Annotated in this window: 12 protein-coding genes and 10 tRNA genes; 1 reads left to right on the top strand and 21 read right to left on the bottom strand. The window is 38.8% G+C overall.

Annotated features, from left to right (window positions below; genetic code table 11):
- Nucleotides 1-103 precede the first annotated feature (103 nt).
- The 10 genes from BN53_RS08570 to BN53_RS08615 form a co-directional block, all read right to left on the bottom strand.
- Nucleotides 104-574, bottom strand: a complete 471-nt coding sequence (locus tag BN53_RS08570) for a GNAT family N-acetyltransferase (RefSeq protein ID WP_009560569.1) — start codon at nt 572-574, stop codon at nt 104-106.
- Between the two features lie 138 nt (nt 575-712).
- The gene (locus tag BN53_RS08575) at nt 713-2,170 is read right to left on the bottom strand and encodes an MFS transporter (protein WP_009560570.1); all 1,458 of its coding nucleotides are present in this window, start codon (nt 2,168-2,170) and stop codon (nt 713-715) included.
- Nucleotides 2,171-2,306: 136 nt separating this feature from the next.
- Nucleotides 2,307-2,660, bottom strand: coding sequence for an MmcQ/YjbR family DNA-binding protein (locus tag BN53_RS08580; protein ID WP_009560571.1), 354 nt, complete (start codon nt 2,658-2,660; stop codon nt 2,307-2,309).
- Nucleotides 2,661-2,678: 18 nt separating this feature from the next.
- Complete coding sequence (locus BN53_RS08585) at nt 2,679-3,599, bottom strand: DMT family transporter (protein ID WP_009560572.1); 921 nt, start codon at nt 3,597-3,599, stop codon at nt 2,679-2,681.
- 129 nt (nt 3,600-3,728) lie between these two features.
- A complete protein-coding gene (locus BN53_RS08590; protein ID WP_009560573.1) occupies nt 3,729-5,522 on the bottom strand; it encodes an FtsX-like permease family protein in 1,794 nt (597 codons plus the stop codon).
- Between the two features lie 14 nt (nt 5,523-5,536).
- Nucleotides 5,537-6,283, bottom strand: a complete 747-nt coding sequence (locus BN53_RS08595; protein WP_009560574.1) for an ABC transporter ATP-binding protein — start codon at nt 6,281-6,283, stop codon at nt 5,537-5,539.
- Between the two features lie 239 nt (nt 6,284-6,522).
- The gene (locus BN53_RS08600; protein ID WP_009560575.1) at nt 6,523-8,496 is read right to left on the bottom strand and encodes a DUF262 domain-containing protein; all 1,974 of its coding nucleotides are present in this window, start codon (nt 8,494-8,496) and stop codon (nt 6,523-6,525) included.
- A gap of 1 nt (nt 8,497) precedes the next feature.
- Nucleotides 8,498-11,845, bottom strand: a complete 3,348-nt coding sequence (locus tag BN53_RS08605) for a DEAD/DEAH box helicase family protein (RefSeq protein ID WP_009560576.1) — start codon at nt 11,843-11,845, stop codon at nt 8,498-8,500.
- A gap of 1 nt (nt 11,846) precedes the next feature.
- Nucleotides 11,847-12,929, bottom strand: coding sequence for an Eco57I restriction-modification methylase domain-containing protein (locus BN53_RS08610; RefSeq protein ID WP_009560577.1), 1,083 nt, complete (start codon nt 12,927-12,929; stop codon nt 11,847-11,849).
- Nucleotides 12,929-13,663: a hypothetical protein gene (locus BN53_RS08615; RefSeq protein WP_009560578.1), complete on the bottom strand. Its 735-nt coding sequence runs from the start codon at nt 13,661-13,663 to the stop codon at nt 12,929-12,931. Before BN53_RS08615 ends, BN53_RS08610 begins: the two co-directional genes overlap by 1 nt.
- A gap of 339 nt (nt 13,664-14,002) precedes the next feature.
- Between BN53_RS08615 and BN53_RS09515 the strand changes: the two genes are divergently transcribed.
- Nucleotides 14,003-14,296: a hypothetical protein gene (locus BN53_RS09515; protein ID WP_009560579.1), complete on the top strand. Its 294-nt coding sequence runs from the start codon at nt 14,003-14,005 to the stop codon at nt 14,294-14,296.
- A 521-nt stretch (nt 14,297-14,817) separates the two neighbouring features.
- Here BN53_RS09515 and BN53_RS08625 read toward each other — a convergent pair.
- The 11 genes from BN53_RS08625 to BN53_RS08675 form a co-directional block, all read right to left on the bottom strand.
- On the bottom strand, nt 14,818-15,963 hold the full coding sequence (locus tag BN53_RS08625) for an oxidoreductase (protein ID WP_009560580.1): 1,146 nt from the start codon (nt 15,961-15,963) through the stop codon (nt 14,818-14,820).
- A gap of 173 nt (nt 15,964-16,136) precedes the next feature.
- Nucleotides 16,137-16,226, bottom strand: a tRNA-Ser gene (locus BN53_RS08630).
- Between the two features lie 3 nt (nt 16,227-16,229).
- Nucleotides 16,230-16,303 (bottom strand) — tRNA-Ile (locus BN53_RS08635).
- A 6-nt stretch (nt 16,304-16,309) separates the two neighbouring features.
- Nucleotides 16,310-16,380, bottom strand: a tRNA-Gly gene (locus BN53_RS08640).
- A gap of 14 nt (nt 16,381-16,394) precedes the next feature.
- Nucleotides 16,395-16,467, bottom strand: a tRNA-Phe gene (locus tag BN53_RS08645).
- 6 nt (nt 16,468-16,473) lie between these two features.
- Nucleotides 16,474-16,547, bottom strand: a tRNA-Asp gene (locus BN53_RS08650).
- Between the two features lie 3 nt (nt 16,548-16,550).
- Nucleotides 16,551-16,624 (bottom strand) — tRNA-Met (locus BN53_RS08655).
- Between the two features lie 15 nt (nt 16,625-16,639).
- Nucleotides 16,640-16,713 (bottom strand) — tRNA-Ile (locus tag BN53_RS08660).
- Nucleotides 16,714-16,724: 11 nt separating this feature from the next.
- Nucleotides 16,725-16,798: transfer RNA gene (locus BN53_RS08665), tRNA-Met, on the bottom strand.
- 28 nt (nt 16,799-16,826) lie between these two features.
- A tRNA-Pro gene (locus tag BN53_RS08670) sits at nt 16,827-16,900 on the bottom strand.
- Between the two features lie 5 nt (nt 16,901-16,905).
- A tRNA-Arg gene (locus BN53_RS08675) sits at nt 16,906-16,979 on the bottom strand.
- Nucleotide 16,980: the final 1 nt, after the last annotated feature.

Below are 16,980 nucleotides of genomic sequence, written 5' to 3' on the forward strand. Positions count from 1 at the left end.
CGTAATTCCCAAATAACCTTATTCTTACTAGCCAGATTTCAAACTTCAGAAATCTGGCTTTTTTATTGCATGCAAAAAGCCTTCCCGCTTGGAAAGGCCGTTTTTATTTTTCAATCTTAAATTGGTAAAAGCCAAAGCTCATCTTCTTCAAGTCCTTAATGAAACCTGGCTTATTGAACTTCTTTCCAGTGGTTAAAGTTTCAAATTCACCATCTTGATCCTTGAGCATCTGCTTAGTCCGGTGGAAGCCATTCTTTTCATAGAACTTCAACCGACTTACGCGCTGCTTGTAGTTCTTAGCTGAGCTGACTACTGGCTCAATGTCGATGATGATCTGCTTGTCTGGAAAACGGTCTTCAAGTAAACTCAAGACCTTGCTGCCATAGCCTTGACCGCGAAGCTGCTTATTAATTGCCAAGTAGGTCAAATACACAGTCTCGTCGCCTTCGACATAGTAGGCTAAGCCGCAGAAAACATCTCCATCATACAAGGCATGGAACTTTACGCTTGGCCTTAAGCTCATCACTAACAGGGATGGCAAGGAGAAACGCTCCCAGGCTGGAAATGCACTCAAATATAACTTCTTTGCGTCACGATATGCTTTTGTGCCCCATCGGGCAGGTTTAGATTCTAAAATAATATCCTTCTTCTCTATCTAAAATTCTAAATATTATTATAGACTCTTAAAATTAATAGTAAATCAATGTAAGCCCTATCTTCCAGTTTTTTTGCCATTAAAGTAAATATTGAGCAAGAAAGTAATGACTAATAAGGCACTAGCGCAAATCATAATCTCTTGCAAACCTGAATGGAAGATTTGGCGCATAAGTGGCAATAAGTCTTGTGGCAAGCTTTTAGCACTAGCAGCATCACTAAGCTTATTGAGCATGCCCATAGTTACTTCTTTATGATTAGCTACCCCTCTTGCTAAAGCCATGTTCATAATTACACCGTAAATAGCTGCCATGACTGTTTGAGCCAAGATCCTAATCAAGTATGACAAAGAGGTCGCCGGAGCCATATTTTCATCCCCAGCATCGACTTGAACCTTAATCTGCAAAATAACAAAGACGCATCCCACGCCAAAACCAGAAAATGAAGCCAAAATTGCCAAAATCCAAATGTTGGTATCACTTGGCAAAATCACCATACTAAAGCTGGAAACTAGCATGCACAAAATACAAAAGGCAATCAACTGGAACTGACCAAATTTGGCCTTAAGCGGATTGACTAATTGCGTTCCAAGCGTATCCATCAAGGAGTTAGGCACCAAAATCATCCCACCAATCAAGGCGCTGGTACCTAAAAGTCCCTGCGCCCACATTGGCAAGTAAGTGTTCACCGCCAAAAATGCTCCCCAAGAAAAGATGAACAACAATAGATCTCCAACTAAAGCCTTATTTTTGAACATTTCAATTGGAATAATTGGGCTATCTACTTTTTGTTCATATTTGACAAACATCGCAAGTAATCCAAGTCCCAAGACAAGGAAGATTGCAACTACCATCAAGCTGGTCATGCCCACCAATTGAATTCCTAGCAATAAGAAAATCAAGCCTGGAACAACTAACCCAGCTCCGATCAAGTCAAACTTGCTGTCTTCTGCCTGGCGATCTTCGCTGTAGTAGATGATCGATAGCAAGATGGCAATTAAGCCAATTGGAATATTAATGTAGAAAACCCAGTGCCAGGACAAGGTATCTACTAGATACCCCCCAACTAATGGTCCTAAGATCGTCGCAATACTGAAGCTTGCACCTAGGTAGCCTAGAATTTGGGTCCGTTTTTTGATATTGCTAAAGATATACCCGGCCATGATATAAGGAATTGATCCCATCCCGCCGGCGCCAATTCCCATGACTGCTCTAGCAATCAAGAAGAAATACATATTCTTGGCTAATCCTTGGCATAGCGACCCCGTTACGAAAAATAAGATCGATAATTCAAAGGCAAGCTTGTTGCCAAAGCGCTCGCCAATCTTGCTCCAGATGGGAATTGAAACGGACATCCCCAGCAAAAGCAAGGCCACGATCCATCCCATAAACTGAATTCCATGCAAATCCGCAATAATTGCCGGCAAGGCAGTGTTGACAATCGTACTGTCTAATCCGGCCATCACATTACCTAGCACCATCGCCCAGGTAACCATCGTTATTTGTTTCTCGGTCATTTTTCCCCCTCTAAGTCAATTGATCTTTTGCAATAAAAAAGCTTGATTGAATTTAAAAAATCAATTCAATCAGCTTATTAGTTCATCCTCAATTTATTGTCCACCTTGTGAGCGCTTTTTGTAAAGAAAACAAGGATTATTTTTGAGTTAATTCGTAACTTGTCTGTAAGTAATTAGCAATCTCTTGAGAATCAAATTCATTAATTCGAAGCGAGATCCAGTGAGCTTTGTTCATATGATAAGCTGGCAAGAATCTTGAATCTGCCTGCAGAATTGAGATTAGATCATCAGGCAATTTCAAGTTAAGTAAGTCTTCCTTGCCGCTTCCTGCTAAACCCAGCTTGTCTTTTTCGACATCCATTAACAGGCCATACCATTTGCGATTGTGGTTATGCCTTAAAACCGCAAAGCTTGGATATTTTTTCCATAAGTATTCTGGCTGGGTTTGATACTTATCTAATACTAAAGCTAGAATTTCATCCTTAGTCACAACACTCACCTACTTTGATTATTGATTCTGCTTGACGCCTCTAGGCTTTCGACCATATTGCAAAATGTAAATTGCGCCTAAAACCAAAACAATTCCCAAAATTTCGATTGCGCCAATATCAAGCTTGAAAAAGATCACACTCAAAAGCGTAGTCGTAATTGGCTGCAAGGCATCCATGATGCTGACAACATCCGATGGGGCCATGCAACTAGCATGCAAGAGCAGCCCAAATGGCACGATTGTTCCAAGCATAATTACAGTAGCAACTGAACCAACTAAAGTTGGAGTTATCTTTGGCACGTTAACCCACATTGGGTTCAAAAAGTTAAAGAAAATACCCGCAATCATCGTTCCCCAACCTAGAACTAGGATTGGTGGATTCTCTTTGGAAGCCTTTTGTGGCAAAACAACATATAGGGCAGCCGTAATTCCTGATCCAATTCCCCATAGTAGCGACACCATTGGTACAGCTAAGTGGGTCAAATCGCCTTTAGTGATGCATAACAAAACCCCAATCAAGGCAATCACAAAGGCCAAAACATCCGTTCTCATTGGACGATGGCGATAAAATACTACCCCGCCCAAAACAATGAATAATGGCGATAGATACTGCAAGATTGTTGCAGTTGACGCATTACCTGTTTGAATCGAATAGTAGAAAGTCATCAAATTAGCTGCTAGTCCCAAAAGTCCATAAGCAAAAACTGAAATGCAGGACTTACGAGTTTTAAAAACATCAAAAATCCTACCCTTATATAGGATTGTACCAATAAGAAGCAAAATCAAACCAGTGATAGTTGTTCTGGTTGAAAACATCCAAGGACCTGGCACTTCTAAATCTTGCGAAATTAGCTGCAAGACTGTTCCCGACACGCCCCAGCTCAGTGAGGCTAATCCAGCCCAAGCCATTCCTTTAACAACTTGATTATTTTGATCCATCAATTTTCCTCCATTTTGCAATAATGAAATAACTATACCATTTTATCTTTTACCTTCGCAAACAATTTCCCTTATCTTTACATTTTCGTAAAAAAATACGCCCTCAACTTGTGAGGACGTGGTAATAAGTTATTTATCTTTTTTCAAAACAATGGATTCATATAGCTTTACAGTCAATAAGTAGTAAATCAGGTATAAAGCTAAGAAGAGGACAAATGGAATCCAGATATTCTTGTATGGATCTGGCAACAATGCCTTGAAGAATTGCAAGCCAAACAAAACATCAACAATTCCCAAGATTGCTGGCAGGCTGAACAAAACGCCGATTTCTTTAGCAATAGACTGCTTGAGCAATCTAGTTTGAGCTCCGACCTTCCAGAGCATTTGGTAGCGTGGACGGTCGCTGTTAGCACCAGATAGCACCTTGAACATCAAAGTTGAAGCAAGCATAGCTAGGAAAGCTAGTCCTAAGAAAAAGCCCATGAATTCAAAGCCTGATGCAACCAGCATGGCAGCTTGATAGTTAAAGACTTTTGGGCTAATGCCCGAGTACTGTTTATCAGAATTCTTAATTACTGTTTCCTGAATTTTAGCAATTTTCTTCCAATTCCTTTCGAAATTCGAAATTCTGTAGACGTTAACTACTAAAGCTTGGCCTTTAAGTGCCTGGAATTGTTTTTGAGAAACATATTTTGGAAGGTCATAGTTTGTTGGAAGATTTTGATTGAAGTCTGAGCTATCAATCTTGTCAAAGTTCTTCTTATTAAGGACAAGGGTCTTATAGTGAGCTTGTGCATTCTTAACATAGAAGTATTGAATCTTGATTTTCTTCTTGAGAATTTCATCCTTAGAAACGTAAACCTTTTCTCCTTTCATCTTAAAAGGAATCCGTTCAGTTTCTTCAATCCCTAAATTGTCAATCTCAGCTTGATATTTCTTAGGGTTACCTGGAATTATTAAGTCATAGTACTGTGTCTGCTTATTCTGCTCGGTCATACCATTAAAGTTCAAGCCAACAGTAATTGCACCTAAAGCTAAAGCAAATAATAATGACACAATGGTCAAAATTCGGTTGTAAGAGTAAATTCTAAACTTTAATTGACCAAGAGAAAAAGCGTGCAAGCCCTTAAAGGTGTAGTTGGCATTCTTGCGCAAGAGATTGATCATCATCGTAAAGAATGATGAAAAGACCAAGTATGACCCTGACACAATTGTCACCAAGGCAACTGGAATAGAAGTTTCAGCCAAAAGCTTAACCGCTGACATTGCCCAGTAGCCAATTGCTAAGAGGATGATTCCGGCAATTGCCATCAAGATCAAGCGAGCGTTGTTCTTTTGCAATTTAACTGGTTGTTGATCTTCGTGCAATAAGTCAATCAAGCTGCTGCGTGTCAACTTGATCCGGTTCCAAATAGCTGCTAGGAAAAAGAGAATTGCAAAGAACAGCAAAGTCCATAAAACAGCTGGTAGATAAAAACCAACAAAATGGTGGATAACTAGCTGCAATTGGCTGATCAATAGGTTAGAAATACCTTGAGCCAAGAAGACCCCAATCAAGATTCCAACTAAAGTTGCGATAAGTCCAACGACTAAGGTTTCGCTAAAAATCAAGCGGCCAATCTTGCGATTCCTTGCTCCCAGCATCATGTAAGTTCCATAGTCGCGCTTGCGCATGCTGAGCAAGAAGCTGTTAGCATAAACGATATAAACCAGGGTAATAATCGCCAATAAGACGATCCCAAAACCAAAGACTACTTGCGTAATTTGATAGCCGATTGGCAAGGCATCCTTCAAGAATTTCGGATTAAGCGCCAGTGCCAAAAACATATAAAAGATCGACGCTGATAAAGTTAAGCCGGAGAAGAGCACGGCATAATCTTTAAAGCGACTCTTGATCCCTGTTAAAGATAATTTCCAAAGCATTATTATTCCCCCTCTTAACGGCGACCAAGTTCAGCGATAATTTCTTGATAAAATTCTTCGCGACTCTGTTCGCCCTTCTTCAATTCATTGCCGATCTTACCATCCTTGATGAAAAGAATTCTGTCAGCGTAAGAAGCAGAATATGGATCGTGCGTTACCATCAAAATCGAAACTTGATCTTGACGGTTCAACATGCTCATGGTCTCCAATAATTCAGTTGCAGACTTAGAATCCAAAGCACCAGTTGGCTCATCCCCGTACAAGATAGATGGATTATGTACTAAAGCTCGAGCTGAAGCAACTCTTTGCTTTTGTCCACCGGAAACTTCAGCTGGATACTTGTCCAAGATAGTTGTAATGCCAAGCTTTGACGCAATAGCTTCAACCTTGTCATTGATAATGCGGGCCTTAACATTTTGCAAAGCTAGCGGCAAGGCAATGTTTTCACGGTTGGTTAAGTTTTCCAATAAGTTGAAGTCTTGGAAGATAAAGCCGATTTCCTTGCCTCTGAAGTCTGACATCTTATTCTTAGTTAAAGCTGTAATATCTTGATTGTTGATGAAGACTTGACCAGAAGTTGGCTTGTCCATTGTTGACAAAATATTAAGCAAAGTCGTCTTACCAGAACCAGACGCACCCATGATACCAACAAATTCGCCTTTGTCTACGGTAAAGGAAATTCCCTTGAGGGCTTGATATTGCTTCTGGCCCTTCTTGCCGTATGTTTTGGTTAATTGTTCAACCTTAAGTATTTCAGTCATAATTTATTTCCTCTTTCAAGTAATACTGTATTATTTACATAATACAGTATATCATATATATGATTTTGTCAAACATTAAACAAAAAAAGCCTCAAAACCTTGATAGGTCTTGAGACTTGAAGTTAGATTTGATCAAAGGTAAACAGCTGGCAGCTAGTTTTTTGGAAAAATTACTAAATTACGATTTAGCAAAATTAAGCATCAAAAAATGGCCCTGTTGCTAGAGCCATTTTTGATTTCTACTTCACCGTGTATGATACTTCATCTGCTATATCACAAATTTCAGCGATTTTAGCAATAATTGCCAAGATCACGCTGGCAGAGAAATTAGTTTCGATTACCACACCATTATCTAATCTTTCTGGACTTCTACGATTTCCTTCAAAAAGCATCTTGTTCAAGGAACTATCGTTTCTGATCTTTTCATAGTTGCGACTGTCAAGATTCCAGATATATTCCATAAATCCAATTAGCATCTTGCGCCATGAATCAAGTTGAATATCTTCATCACTAATTGTAATTCTAGTTGGTTTCTTTCCAGTAATATCAACAGATTCTGTAATAGCATGTTCCCCTGAAAGCTCTTCAACTCTTACCTTATCGCTTGGCTTAGGGAAGATCGAAATCAACTCTTGGGTTAATTTCTGAGTTCGATCAATGATACTCTCCTTATTCCATTCAGGATAATTTATCGCAATTTCTCTTGTTAAAGTAACATTTGAATTTATATATTGCTCTTTCTTCTTGCTATAGACTTTATTGCTCATTTCCTGGTTGTACTTGGTCAAGGCTAAGTTACCAATAACGCCGCCAAATTCTTCGTTAACCTTATCAGCATTTTGTACTTCAAGACGCCAATCGTTGTTCAAGCGCTGTGGCATAATATGCTCAACTTGGGCATCTTCAAAGTCAATAGTTTCCTTAGTCCTAGATTTCTCTAAAACTACTAGGGCTAATTTAGCCAGGTTTCGTTGCTTGTAGAGGTTTACTTCCATTAAACTTTCTGCGAGCTCTTTATCATCTGGGAATCTTAAACTTAGCATATATAATAGTCTTCTACGATAATCATTTTCTGCCTTATCTTTATCACATAGAGAAACTACAATTCCGTTCAAAAAGTTTGTTGATCTGTCACAAGCCTTTAACCGGAATAAAAAACTTTCAAAGATCTTAGCCACTTCAATAACTGTTTCTATAGTAGTCTCGCCAGTTGCAGCCATATCCAACATCATCAAAAGATATGGATAAATTACCTTACTATCCATGATATTGATATTATTCAAAATCTCGTCTAAGGTCTGATTGCCAGTTTCTGCATGCATCAATTGTCGATAAAAGACTGCAAAGCGATATAAGTCCTTCAACGCGTCTTCAGAATTCAAACCAGCAGTTTGGTAAAAACTCTTATACAAAGGATAAATTTTTCCTTTATTGATTTTTTTATGAGTTTTCATGATTAGGTAATTACGAACAAATTCTGCGAAAGTATTTGTAGTAAAAATTTGTTCCATTTTTGCCCAATATTCTTTATATAAGCGTGCTTGACTTTCTGAATCTAGCTCCATCAAAAGGAAATTTCTAACTAAATCTGATGCAGACAAAGATACGCCTGTAGAGTTCAAACTCTCAAAAATAACCTGTGGGTTTTCATCCTGTACGCCATTAGTCAATTCGATATAAACCATGTTGAAATGATTTAAGGCATCAATCAATTCTGAACTTGATAAAGATGCAGCCTGAATTTTCTTTTTAAAGTATTGGTAATTTTCAATTACCTTAGATGGCTGCGCGTATTGATCAATCTTGTCTTCCATCACTGCTTGAAAGGCTTCTAGATCATGTTCAACTGGCTTCAATTTAAGGTGATTATTCTCGTCAAAATACTTATTAGTTAAATACTCTTCCTTAATCTCTTCCCGCTTTTGTTCATCAACATCAGCTAAAGCCTTTAAGAGCAAAGTCAAACTCATCATTCTTTGCTGACCATCAATAATGCGATAGATGTGACTCATTTCTTTTCCTGTTTCAGTCACGTAAACAATCGCACCAATAAAATGGTCTTGTCCACTTTCAGCGGCAGTTACTAAATCCTTGAAAAGCTGGTCACATTGCTGTTCTCCCCATTCATAATTACGTTGAAAAACGGGAATTTCAAAAATAGTTCTGCTACCATTTCTCAAAAAATCGAATAGATGAATACTATCAGCTTTCATTCTATTCTTTACCTCCAAATTCTTTTTGAATAACTTCTTCTAGAGTTCCATTTTTAGCATATTCAGCAGCATCAATTTGCTTAAAGTGCTTGCCTAAAACAGACTTTTTCAAATTTTCATCAAAGCCAAAAATATAATTAGTTGCAATCAAATAAATAATTCTTGTTGGTGCCAATCCATAAACTTGATGTTTCATAATATGCTCAATTCGTGCCTGATCATCTGGGAATAATTCCTTCATCTTTTCATTACGAAATAGCCGCTTAACTATTTCTGTGATATAAAGGCCTGACTTCATGTACAAATCAGCAAAAGTCTTATTAGGATCAGCGAAAATACCTGGATTATTGGCTTCTAAATCATCAACCATATGTCTTACAACAGCCTTTGGCGTGTAGATTTGGTTTGTCTTTTGCGGTGGGATATAGTCAAAAATATCCTCTTCATTGTTTCCATTGAAGTAATCACTAAGTTTTTGCTTCAATTCAAGGAATTGCTGGATTGAATCATTAAAGACTACCTCATCAAACAAGTGACCTTCAAAGTATTTTATTTCACCGCTTTCTTTATCCTTATAATCCCCACCATCACGTAAGAAGCGGAATTCTTGTTCAGTGATACCTGTCACATCTTTAAAAACGTCAGCTTCTGTATAGTCATCAAAGTTTTGTAGAGTTAGATTTGCATCCCCGTAAGCCATAATAAAACTTGGGATAGTACGAGAAAAACCACGCAAGTGTGCCCGAGCATCTTCTTCAACGCTCTTCATCTTCTGCTCTTCTTGATTCTTCTCTATTCGACCAACAACTTCAGCCGGGGTATCGGCAACAGCCTTTTCCGTTTGACTCTTCATCTTTTCTATGAAGTCCTGCGCGATCTTATCCATCTTAACTTCATAATCCTTCTTAGCATCACGAAGTTCTTCAGCATCTTGTACCGCGCTTTGCTTTTTCTCATATTCAACTGTAGCTAGTTTCTTTTGATCCTCTAACTCATCAGCAATCTTAGAGAATTCTTGTTCATTTTTCCTTTCAAGCTGCTTTTGGCAGCGTTTAGCCTCAGCCTTGCTCATTTCATATTCTTGACTAACGCGCGATACTATTTCCTTGGTGATTGAATTGTTCAATTCTTTCGTGATTTCTTTAGCTGCAGCTTTAAAGTCAGATTTATCAGCTTTTTCAACTGAATCGGCAACCTGTTTTCCTAAATCGCTATAAACCTTATCCCCAAAGAGTTCCTTTGACTTTCCAATTGTACGATCTTTAGGAATCTCTACTTCACCCTGATCATTAACTGGAATATCCTCTGCTCCATCCATTACTGGTTGATCAGTTTTAGCTCTCTTTTCTTCTTTGGCTGGAAGCAAATTTTCTAAAATATCGCGAACCTCAGTTGGTGCACGGAAGATGTTGGCAATATTAGTAAAGAGGAAGTTACTCATAAAGCCACGCTTAACAACTTCTTGTGACTTCAATCTTCTTGGAATTGACATAACTTGACTGGCATCAAGTTCTACCATTTTACCTTCTTCATCTTCACCAATTACTGGGAAGAAGTTCAGAAGCTTGCGAATATTAGCTTCATGTTCTTGGGCTGTTCCTCTACCATTAGCTGTTTCTTCTAACAGATTGTTGGCAAATTCATCAAAGATCGTCAAAGTTCTGGTAGGATCAAAGTCAAAAACATAAGCGTTTTGTTTTTGAACTAACTTGCCATCGCGGTCAACAAAAGTATAAGGATTCTGTGCACGAAAGGCTGCTTGCATGTATTCTGATGGACTCTTCATACTTGAGAGCATCAAAACTCCAGACCATGGCTTAATAGTAACCCCAGTAGTTAACTGACCAACACTTAGAGTAATAGTCTTTTCAAATTGTTCAGTAGCTCGCTTAACTTTATCAAACGCGTTTTCGTTAGCTTGTTCTAACTGCTCCTCGGTCAATTGACCATCATCAAGCTTGCCGTCTCCAGCAGCTACAATAATTTCATAATCAGCAAATACGTCGTGTTCTTTTAACTTCTTAGCTAAAGCCTTAGCACTATCAACCCGATTCAATAACCAAAATGTGTGGGCTAATTCTTGACGTAATTCTGGAGTAGAAAATGGATACTTCTCTTGCTTAGTCAAAGCATCTAAGAAGCGATCAACAGCATCGTCATAAACAAACTTACCATTCTGCGTACGGAAGAATTCATTTAAGTCAAAGGCTGGATCTGCCTTATCTCCATCAGCCAAAGTTACGCCTTTTTTCAGTTCATCTTGCATCATGGCTGAAACTTGATAAGTGAACATGTTCAAGCGAGGCATAACTTCATACGGGTTGCTGCTACCTTCAGCATTTTCATCCCAGTTAAGTTTGGCTTCTTGTTCATCAGCATATGACCAGTTATAAATCTGATCTGAAGCAAACTTGCCCATAGCCAATGCTTTAAATGGTGTACCTGTTAGGTGAAGAGTGTACTTGCGATCAATTCTATCGAATGCTTTATCAGACTTATAAGTGTCAACACCTTCGTGTGCTTCATCAATTACTAGAAGATCCCATTTTAAATCTTTGATCCACTTTAGCTTTTCGTAATTGCCACCAAAGTAAACAGAACCTTTTAAGCTTTGCAAACTTTCAAAAACAATTTGTCCATAAGTATCATCAGTAGCGATAGTATCAAGAAATTCATCTCTTGATAGAACTGGTCGATTTTTCAAAGCATCGTTTTCGCTGACGAACTTATAGTTACTTTGCCAAGCGATAAATTTGTCAAAATCGTCAAACCAAGAATTAGCAATACTTGGTCGATTAGTAACAATAAGCACATTCTGGAAGTTCATCTGTCTTATCAAGTCATAGGTAGATAAAGTCTTGCCAAAACGCGGCTTAGCATTCCAAAGGAATTCACTACCATCACCATGCTTTAAGAAATAACTGATTGTTTGATCAACAGCATTTCTTTGCTCCTTGCGGAGTTCATATTGAGTGCCTTTACTACCTTGGATATCGCTGAAATCACGTTCAGTAAACTTGTAGAAATATTGGTGGGATGTATCGCCATCAATATGGAACCATTCAGTCTTGGGCTTGCGTTCAACATGACGTTTATTCGTCAAATAATCGTGAAAATCATGATCAGTGAATGTTTCATCAGATCCATCTTGGTAGCGAGCATTTCCCATCCAAAGAAGTTTAGCTTCCACATCTGCTGTGTGGGTTTGTTGTTTGATTCGATCTGGGACAGATTGACGTGCCGTGTAGCCAATTTTCGTCCAACCGTTGTGAGAGATATCGTTGGGCGTGGTGTAGGCGTAGATCATAGGAGTGATTTTTCGGAATGATTTAATTGCTGGTGCGTTCATTCTAGTCCATCTCCTTTACATGAGTTTCGATGAAATCAATTTCCTCTGGGGAAAGATCATACTTCTTGTATAGTTGTTGATCGATTTCAGGGATGGATTTTGTCCAATCGATGTCGGAGTTTGGAGTGAAGTCTTGGAGAGGGACGTATTTCCATTTTCCAGGATTGACATCTTGGGTTATTTTTAAAACGCTGAGCAACGCTCTGGAAAATTTTGATTTTATATACTTAAGAACATTATTAATCTCTTCTAATGAACTACATAATCCTACGCTATAGAATGTTTCTGTTGCCCCAACAAATGGTCCTTCAATTTCTGGCTTTGTTAAAGTTTCACCAAAACTCCCATTGCCGTCTGCCTTAGGTAAAAAGATTTTATAAACTTTAAAATTCTTAGGAGTATTTATATATCTTTGTTCAATATATTTTTTTGATCTTCCTGTTGCATCCCTTCCTAAAATTTCAGCATAACTTTCATAATTTTCCACTCTCTTATCAAGAAAAATATCCGGTAGTTTTTCAAAAATACTCGATTTTAAATCATATTCATGACCTTTACTCAATAGGGGTCTTTCTTTTCCATTTACTATTATTCTTTTTTCTAATATTTCTGGATGATCGACATGTAGCTTTTCAGTAAAGTGATATGCGCTACTAGAAACACATATATCAGTCATTGAATTAAAACCTTTTGAATTCTTTACTTTTTTGATAATTGCATTCATAGGTTTATATGGCGAAAAAACACCTATATTTCCATATACCATCGAATTGTCACGATAAGTAACAGTAACTCCACCCTTTATATCAGTATCTGAAAATACTTTTGCCGAATCCTTTTCGTAATATAATACTTTTAAATGTGGATCATCTAGCATTTTTTTATTCCATTTTTTTGAAGTGCTTCCAGCATTAAACAAAAATCTGGCTGGTGTTATTAATTCAACTATATTTCCTACCTGATATGCTGAATCCATAAATTTATCATAAATTGAATTTGCGCCTGTAGAATTACCCTGATATGCTTCCTGATATGGCGGATTACCAATCACAACATCAAACTTAAACTTTTTCTCCTCACTCATTATCTGATCTCCTCTTTATAAACCTTAACTACGTCGCATAAAGCAAACCTAGTCCCTGCATCATCCGGCTCGTCGAACAAGCTAAGTTGTCCATCAGCTGCTCCAACATCATCAATATCACTGTTGTTGAATAGCGATTTGTAAGTGAATACCTCTCTCTGAACTTTCCCATCCACTGGATGCCACTGACTAAATTCAATCAGTTGCCCGTCAGAGTTAACATATTGCAATGTATCGCCTTGTACAATATTAGTTTTAATGACAAATTCAACAGTTTTATAGAAGTCAGTTCTCATTGATAACTTTTTCTGAAAGAAGGCTTGATAGTGATTCAGAACAACTTCCATCATCCCTGCCCTAGCCTTTATCAAGTTATCCATTAATAATTCAATTCCATAGATACTCATTAAGGCCCAGATAGCATTTGTCATCCAATTGGTTTTATTTGATATTTGATCTACATAGTTCAATTTTTGATGTAGGATCTCGACTAAAAATGCTCCCTCACCTGCGCTTGGTTCAAGAAAAGTAGCATGTAAATCTCTTATTTTTGCTTGGATCGGTTCCTCTGCCAACATTTTTTTGACCATCCAATTAGGAGTAAATACTTCTCCATGCTGCTGAACTCGCTCTTTAGATTTGATCAGATTTTGATCATCCTGATTTATTTCTTGCAACTCATAATCGGGGATTTTTAATTGCGATGAGTCAAACAATTTTAATTCTTCTCCCATCACAATTCACCCCTCTTCAGAGCACAAAAAATAGGAGTTTGATAGACAAAAATTTGCTTCAAATTCCTACCAATTCTATTAAAAAGCTCGACAAATAAGCGTTGATCTAGATAATCAACGTACTGGACTATGGCATACTGTGCTATGTTGCGCTTACCTACCATACATTTCTACTCCCTTGAAAGTATTTATACTCTTCATTATATCAGTATAGGAAAAGACGTAAATATTGAATTTCCCTATTTTCTTTAGTTATTCAACAAATGTTCTACTTTTTCAAAAAATCAAAAGCTTCCATTCAATAAATCAGTCACAATTGAAACCAGTAATAATTGCTTAGTGTTGAATAATAGCCCAATTACAATTATCATTAACTCAAAAGGAGACTTTGCCGGCGAAAGCGATGAACTTAAGGAACTGGCGAAGTTAATGAACGATGAAGAGGTGAGTCTGAATGAGCAGTTTATTTGGGCCCAAAATAGAGTTAACGAATTAAACCAAGACAGGAGGGCGAGCATTGTGAGTTACGAAACGAACAAATTAGACTGGACTTTGTACGGCGACTATTTCACTGATGATGAATTGGAAGAATTCATTGCTGAAGCTAAAGGTAAGACATTGCAAGAAGCATAGATAACAAAGACGAGAGCAATCTCGTCTTTTTGTTGCACTCATTTCTGCGAAGTTGAATGATGGTGCTACTAAGGTTATCATGCAACAAAAGAAAGAACTTAGAATCGGTTAATCCATGATCTAAATTTCTAAGGGGGCGACTAGCATCAGGCTAGCTGTCTTTTTTGGTAGGCAGCATAGTTTCCGATATGCAAAGAAAAAAGCGTTAAAAATTCATTGTTTGAATGAATATTTAACACTATTCTGCCCCACTTGCGTGGGGAATACAGCTCTATGCTAAATAATTAAAGATAATTAACAGGACCATCCCCACCAATGTGGGGAACACTTCCTCTTCTCCAGTTCCTCAAAAACCATGTCAGGATCACCCCCACATATGTGGGGAACACTAAATTATCCTAACAACACTGGCATTTTCAAACAGCCAGAACGGCCATTTTTATCAGTTTTCCATCAACCGCACATCTTTATCTATAGCTAAATATAACAAAAAATTTTTCAAATTCAATCCGAGATAACTTCTACTTTGCCTTGCTATAATCAAGCTCATCAAAGACCTTTTTACGCCAATTTGGCACCTTCTTTTCTTGGTCAAACACTTCGCGCAATCCCGGAGTCAACGCCTGCTCCAATTCGGATTGATCAGTCATTTCAGTCACAATGTCCTGGTCTTTGCCTTCAATCAATTTTCCAGCAAAGTTTGCATCAATCAGTTGCGCTTTGCCGACCGCCACCAAGTCCGCTAAATCCATTGCCTTCTGGGCACTTTGACGATCAACAACTCCGCCAACTATCATCAGCTTTGTTCCCTCTGACAAGTATGGTCTAAACAACTGAGCAAAAGTTTGATCTGAATCAGCGGGTTTGGCATCATATGCTGGCAAAGACAAATGCACATAGTCAAATGAATGCTTAGCAGTCAACTTTTCAACCAATTTCACCGCATCATGCCAAGTATAGCCAACACTAGCTGGATTTATCTCTTCAGGGCTAATTCGATAGCCGACAATAAAATTCTCTGGTGCAGCCTCATCAACCGCCTTAAAGACTGCATCTGCCACTGCTAGTGGAAAGCTCTCAGCCTCGCTCCATTTGTCATCGCGCTTATTAGAAAATCTAGAAAAGAACTGCTGAATCAAATAGTGGTTGGCACCATGAATTTCAACTCCATCAAAACCAGCCTGAATCGCCCGCTTTACTGCCATGCCAAAGTCTCTAACAACCTCTTCTACTTCCTGGCTACTAAATCCCTTAATGCGGTAAGGTAAAAATGGATAATCCGCATCGCTTGGGCCGTAAACTGGCAAGCCAAGATGTCCGCGGTAGTGTGCTTCTCTACCCGTATGGGCTATCTGCAAGATCGCTTTATTGTCGTTAGCCTTCATCGTCTTAGCTAACTTAGTTAATCCTGGCAAAAACTTATCATCATAAATTGCTAATTGCGTGCGATTATCCGCCCAAGTTAAAGCCGGACCGCCGTTTTCACTGACATAGTGATATTCAGTAATCATCATTCCAGCGGAATTATTTCTTGCTTGCCAATATCTAAGCGTATCTTCGCTAACTGCTCCATTTTCACCACTATTAGTTAACATTGGTGATTGAACAAGTCGATTATTGATTGTAGCACCATTTTTAAGAGTGATTTTATCAGTTAAGTTTTTCATATTTGATTCTTTTCTACTTACTAAAAATTAGTTATACTAATTAAATACTAACTCAATCAAGCAGAAAAAGCAAAAATATGAAGCCAATTTGCCAGGCAAAACAAATTTTAGGAATAAAAAAAGCTTTAATATCAATGCTTAAACATCAATATTAAAGCTTCATATCTCTGTTACGGAGTAGGAGAGATTCGAACCCTCGCGCCGGAATAACCCGACCTACACCCTTAGCAGGGGCGCCTCTTCAGCCACTTGAGTACTACTCCATATGGGCCTAAATGGACTTGAACCATCGACCTCACGCTTATCAGGCGTGCGCTCTAACCAGCTGAGCTATAGGCCCGTAACAAGCGGGTAACGAGAATCGGACTCGCGACTAAAGCTTGGAAGGCTTTCGTTTTACCACTAAACTATACCCGCAGATATTAAAACAATGGCGCGGGACGGAATCGAACCGCCGACACAAGGAGCTTCAATCCTTTGCTCTACCAACTGAGCTACCGAGCCATCTTACGGTCCATGCGGGATTTGAACCCGCGATCTCCTCCGTGACAGGGAGGCGAGATAGACCACTACTCCAATGGACCATATTGCGGGAGCTGGATTTGAACCAACGACCTTCGGGTTATGAGCCCGACGAGCTACCAGACTGCTCCATCCCGCGATTATATTAAACTGATGGACCTTGTAGGACTCGAACCTACGACAGGACGGTTATGAGCCGTCTGCTCTAACCAACTGAGCTAAAGGTCCGAGCTTACAAATAGCGGCGGAGGGGATCGAACCCACGACCTCCCGGGTATGAACCGGACGCTCTAGCCAGCTGAGCTACACCGCCAAATATGTAACCTCGTGTAGATTACCAATCGGGAAGACAGGATTCGAACCTGCGACCCCCTGGTCCCAAACCAGGTGCTCTACCAAGCTGAGCCACTTCCCGTTGAATGCACCCAGAAGGATTTGAACCTTCAACCTTCTGATTCGTAGTCAGACACTCTATCCAGTTGCGCTATGGGTGCA

Source organism: Lactobacillus pasteurii DSM 23907 = CRBIP 24.76 (genome assembly GCF_000297025.1).
Lineage (GTDB): Bacteria > Bacillota > Bacilli > Lactobacillales > Lactobacillaceae > Lactobacillus > Lactobacillus pasteurii.

Bases quoted from the DNA above. Each gene is read 5' to 3' on its own strand.
- BN53_RS08615 (WP_009560578.1), bottom strand. From the start codon at position 13,663: ATGGGAGAAGAATTAAAATTGTTTGACTCATCGCAATTAAAAATCCCC.
- BN53_RS08575 (WP_009560570.1), bottom strand. From the start codon at position 2,170: ATGACCGAGAAACAAATAACGATGGTTACCTGGGCGATGGTGCTAGGT.
- BN53_RS08600 (WP_009560575.1), bottom strand. From the start codon at position 8,496: ATGAAAGCTGATAGTATTCATCTATTCGATTTTTTGAGAAATGGTAGC.
- BN53_RS08595 (WP_009560574.1), bottom strand. From the start codon at position 6,283: ATGACTGAAATACTTAAGGTTGAACAATTAACCAAAACATACGGCAAG.
- BN53_RS08610 (WP_009560577.1), bottom strand. From the start codon at position 12,929: ATGAGTGAGGAGAAAAAGTTTAAGTTTGATGTTGTGATTGGTAATCCG.
- BN53_RS08605 (WP_009560576.1), bottom strand. From the start codon at position 11,845: ATGAACGCACCAGCAATTAAATCATTCCGAAAAATCACTCCTATGATC.
- BN53_RS08625 (WP_009560580.1), bottom strand. From the start codon at position 15,963: ATGAAAAACTTAACTGATAAAATCACTCTTAAAAATGGTGCTACAATC.
- BN53_RS08590 (WP_009560573.1), bottom strand. From the start codon at position 5,522: ATGCTTTGGAAATTATCTTTAACAGGGATCAAGAGTCGCTTTAAAGAT.
- BN53_RS08585 (WP_009560572.1), bottom strand. From the start codon at position 3,599: ATGGATCAAAATAATCAAGTTGTTAAAGGAATGGCTTGGGCTGGATTA.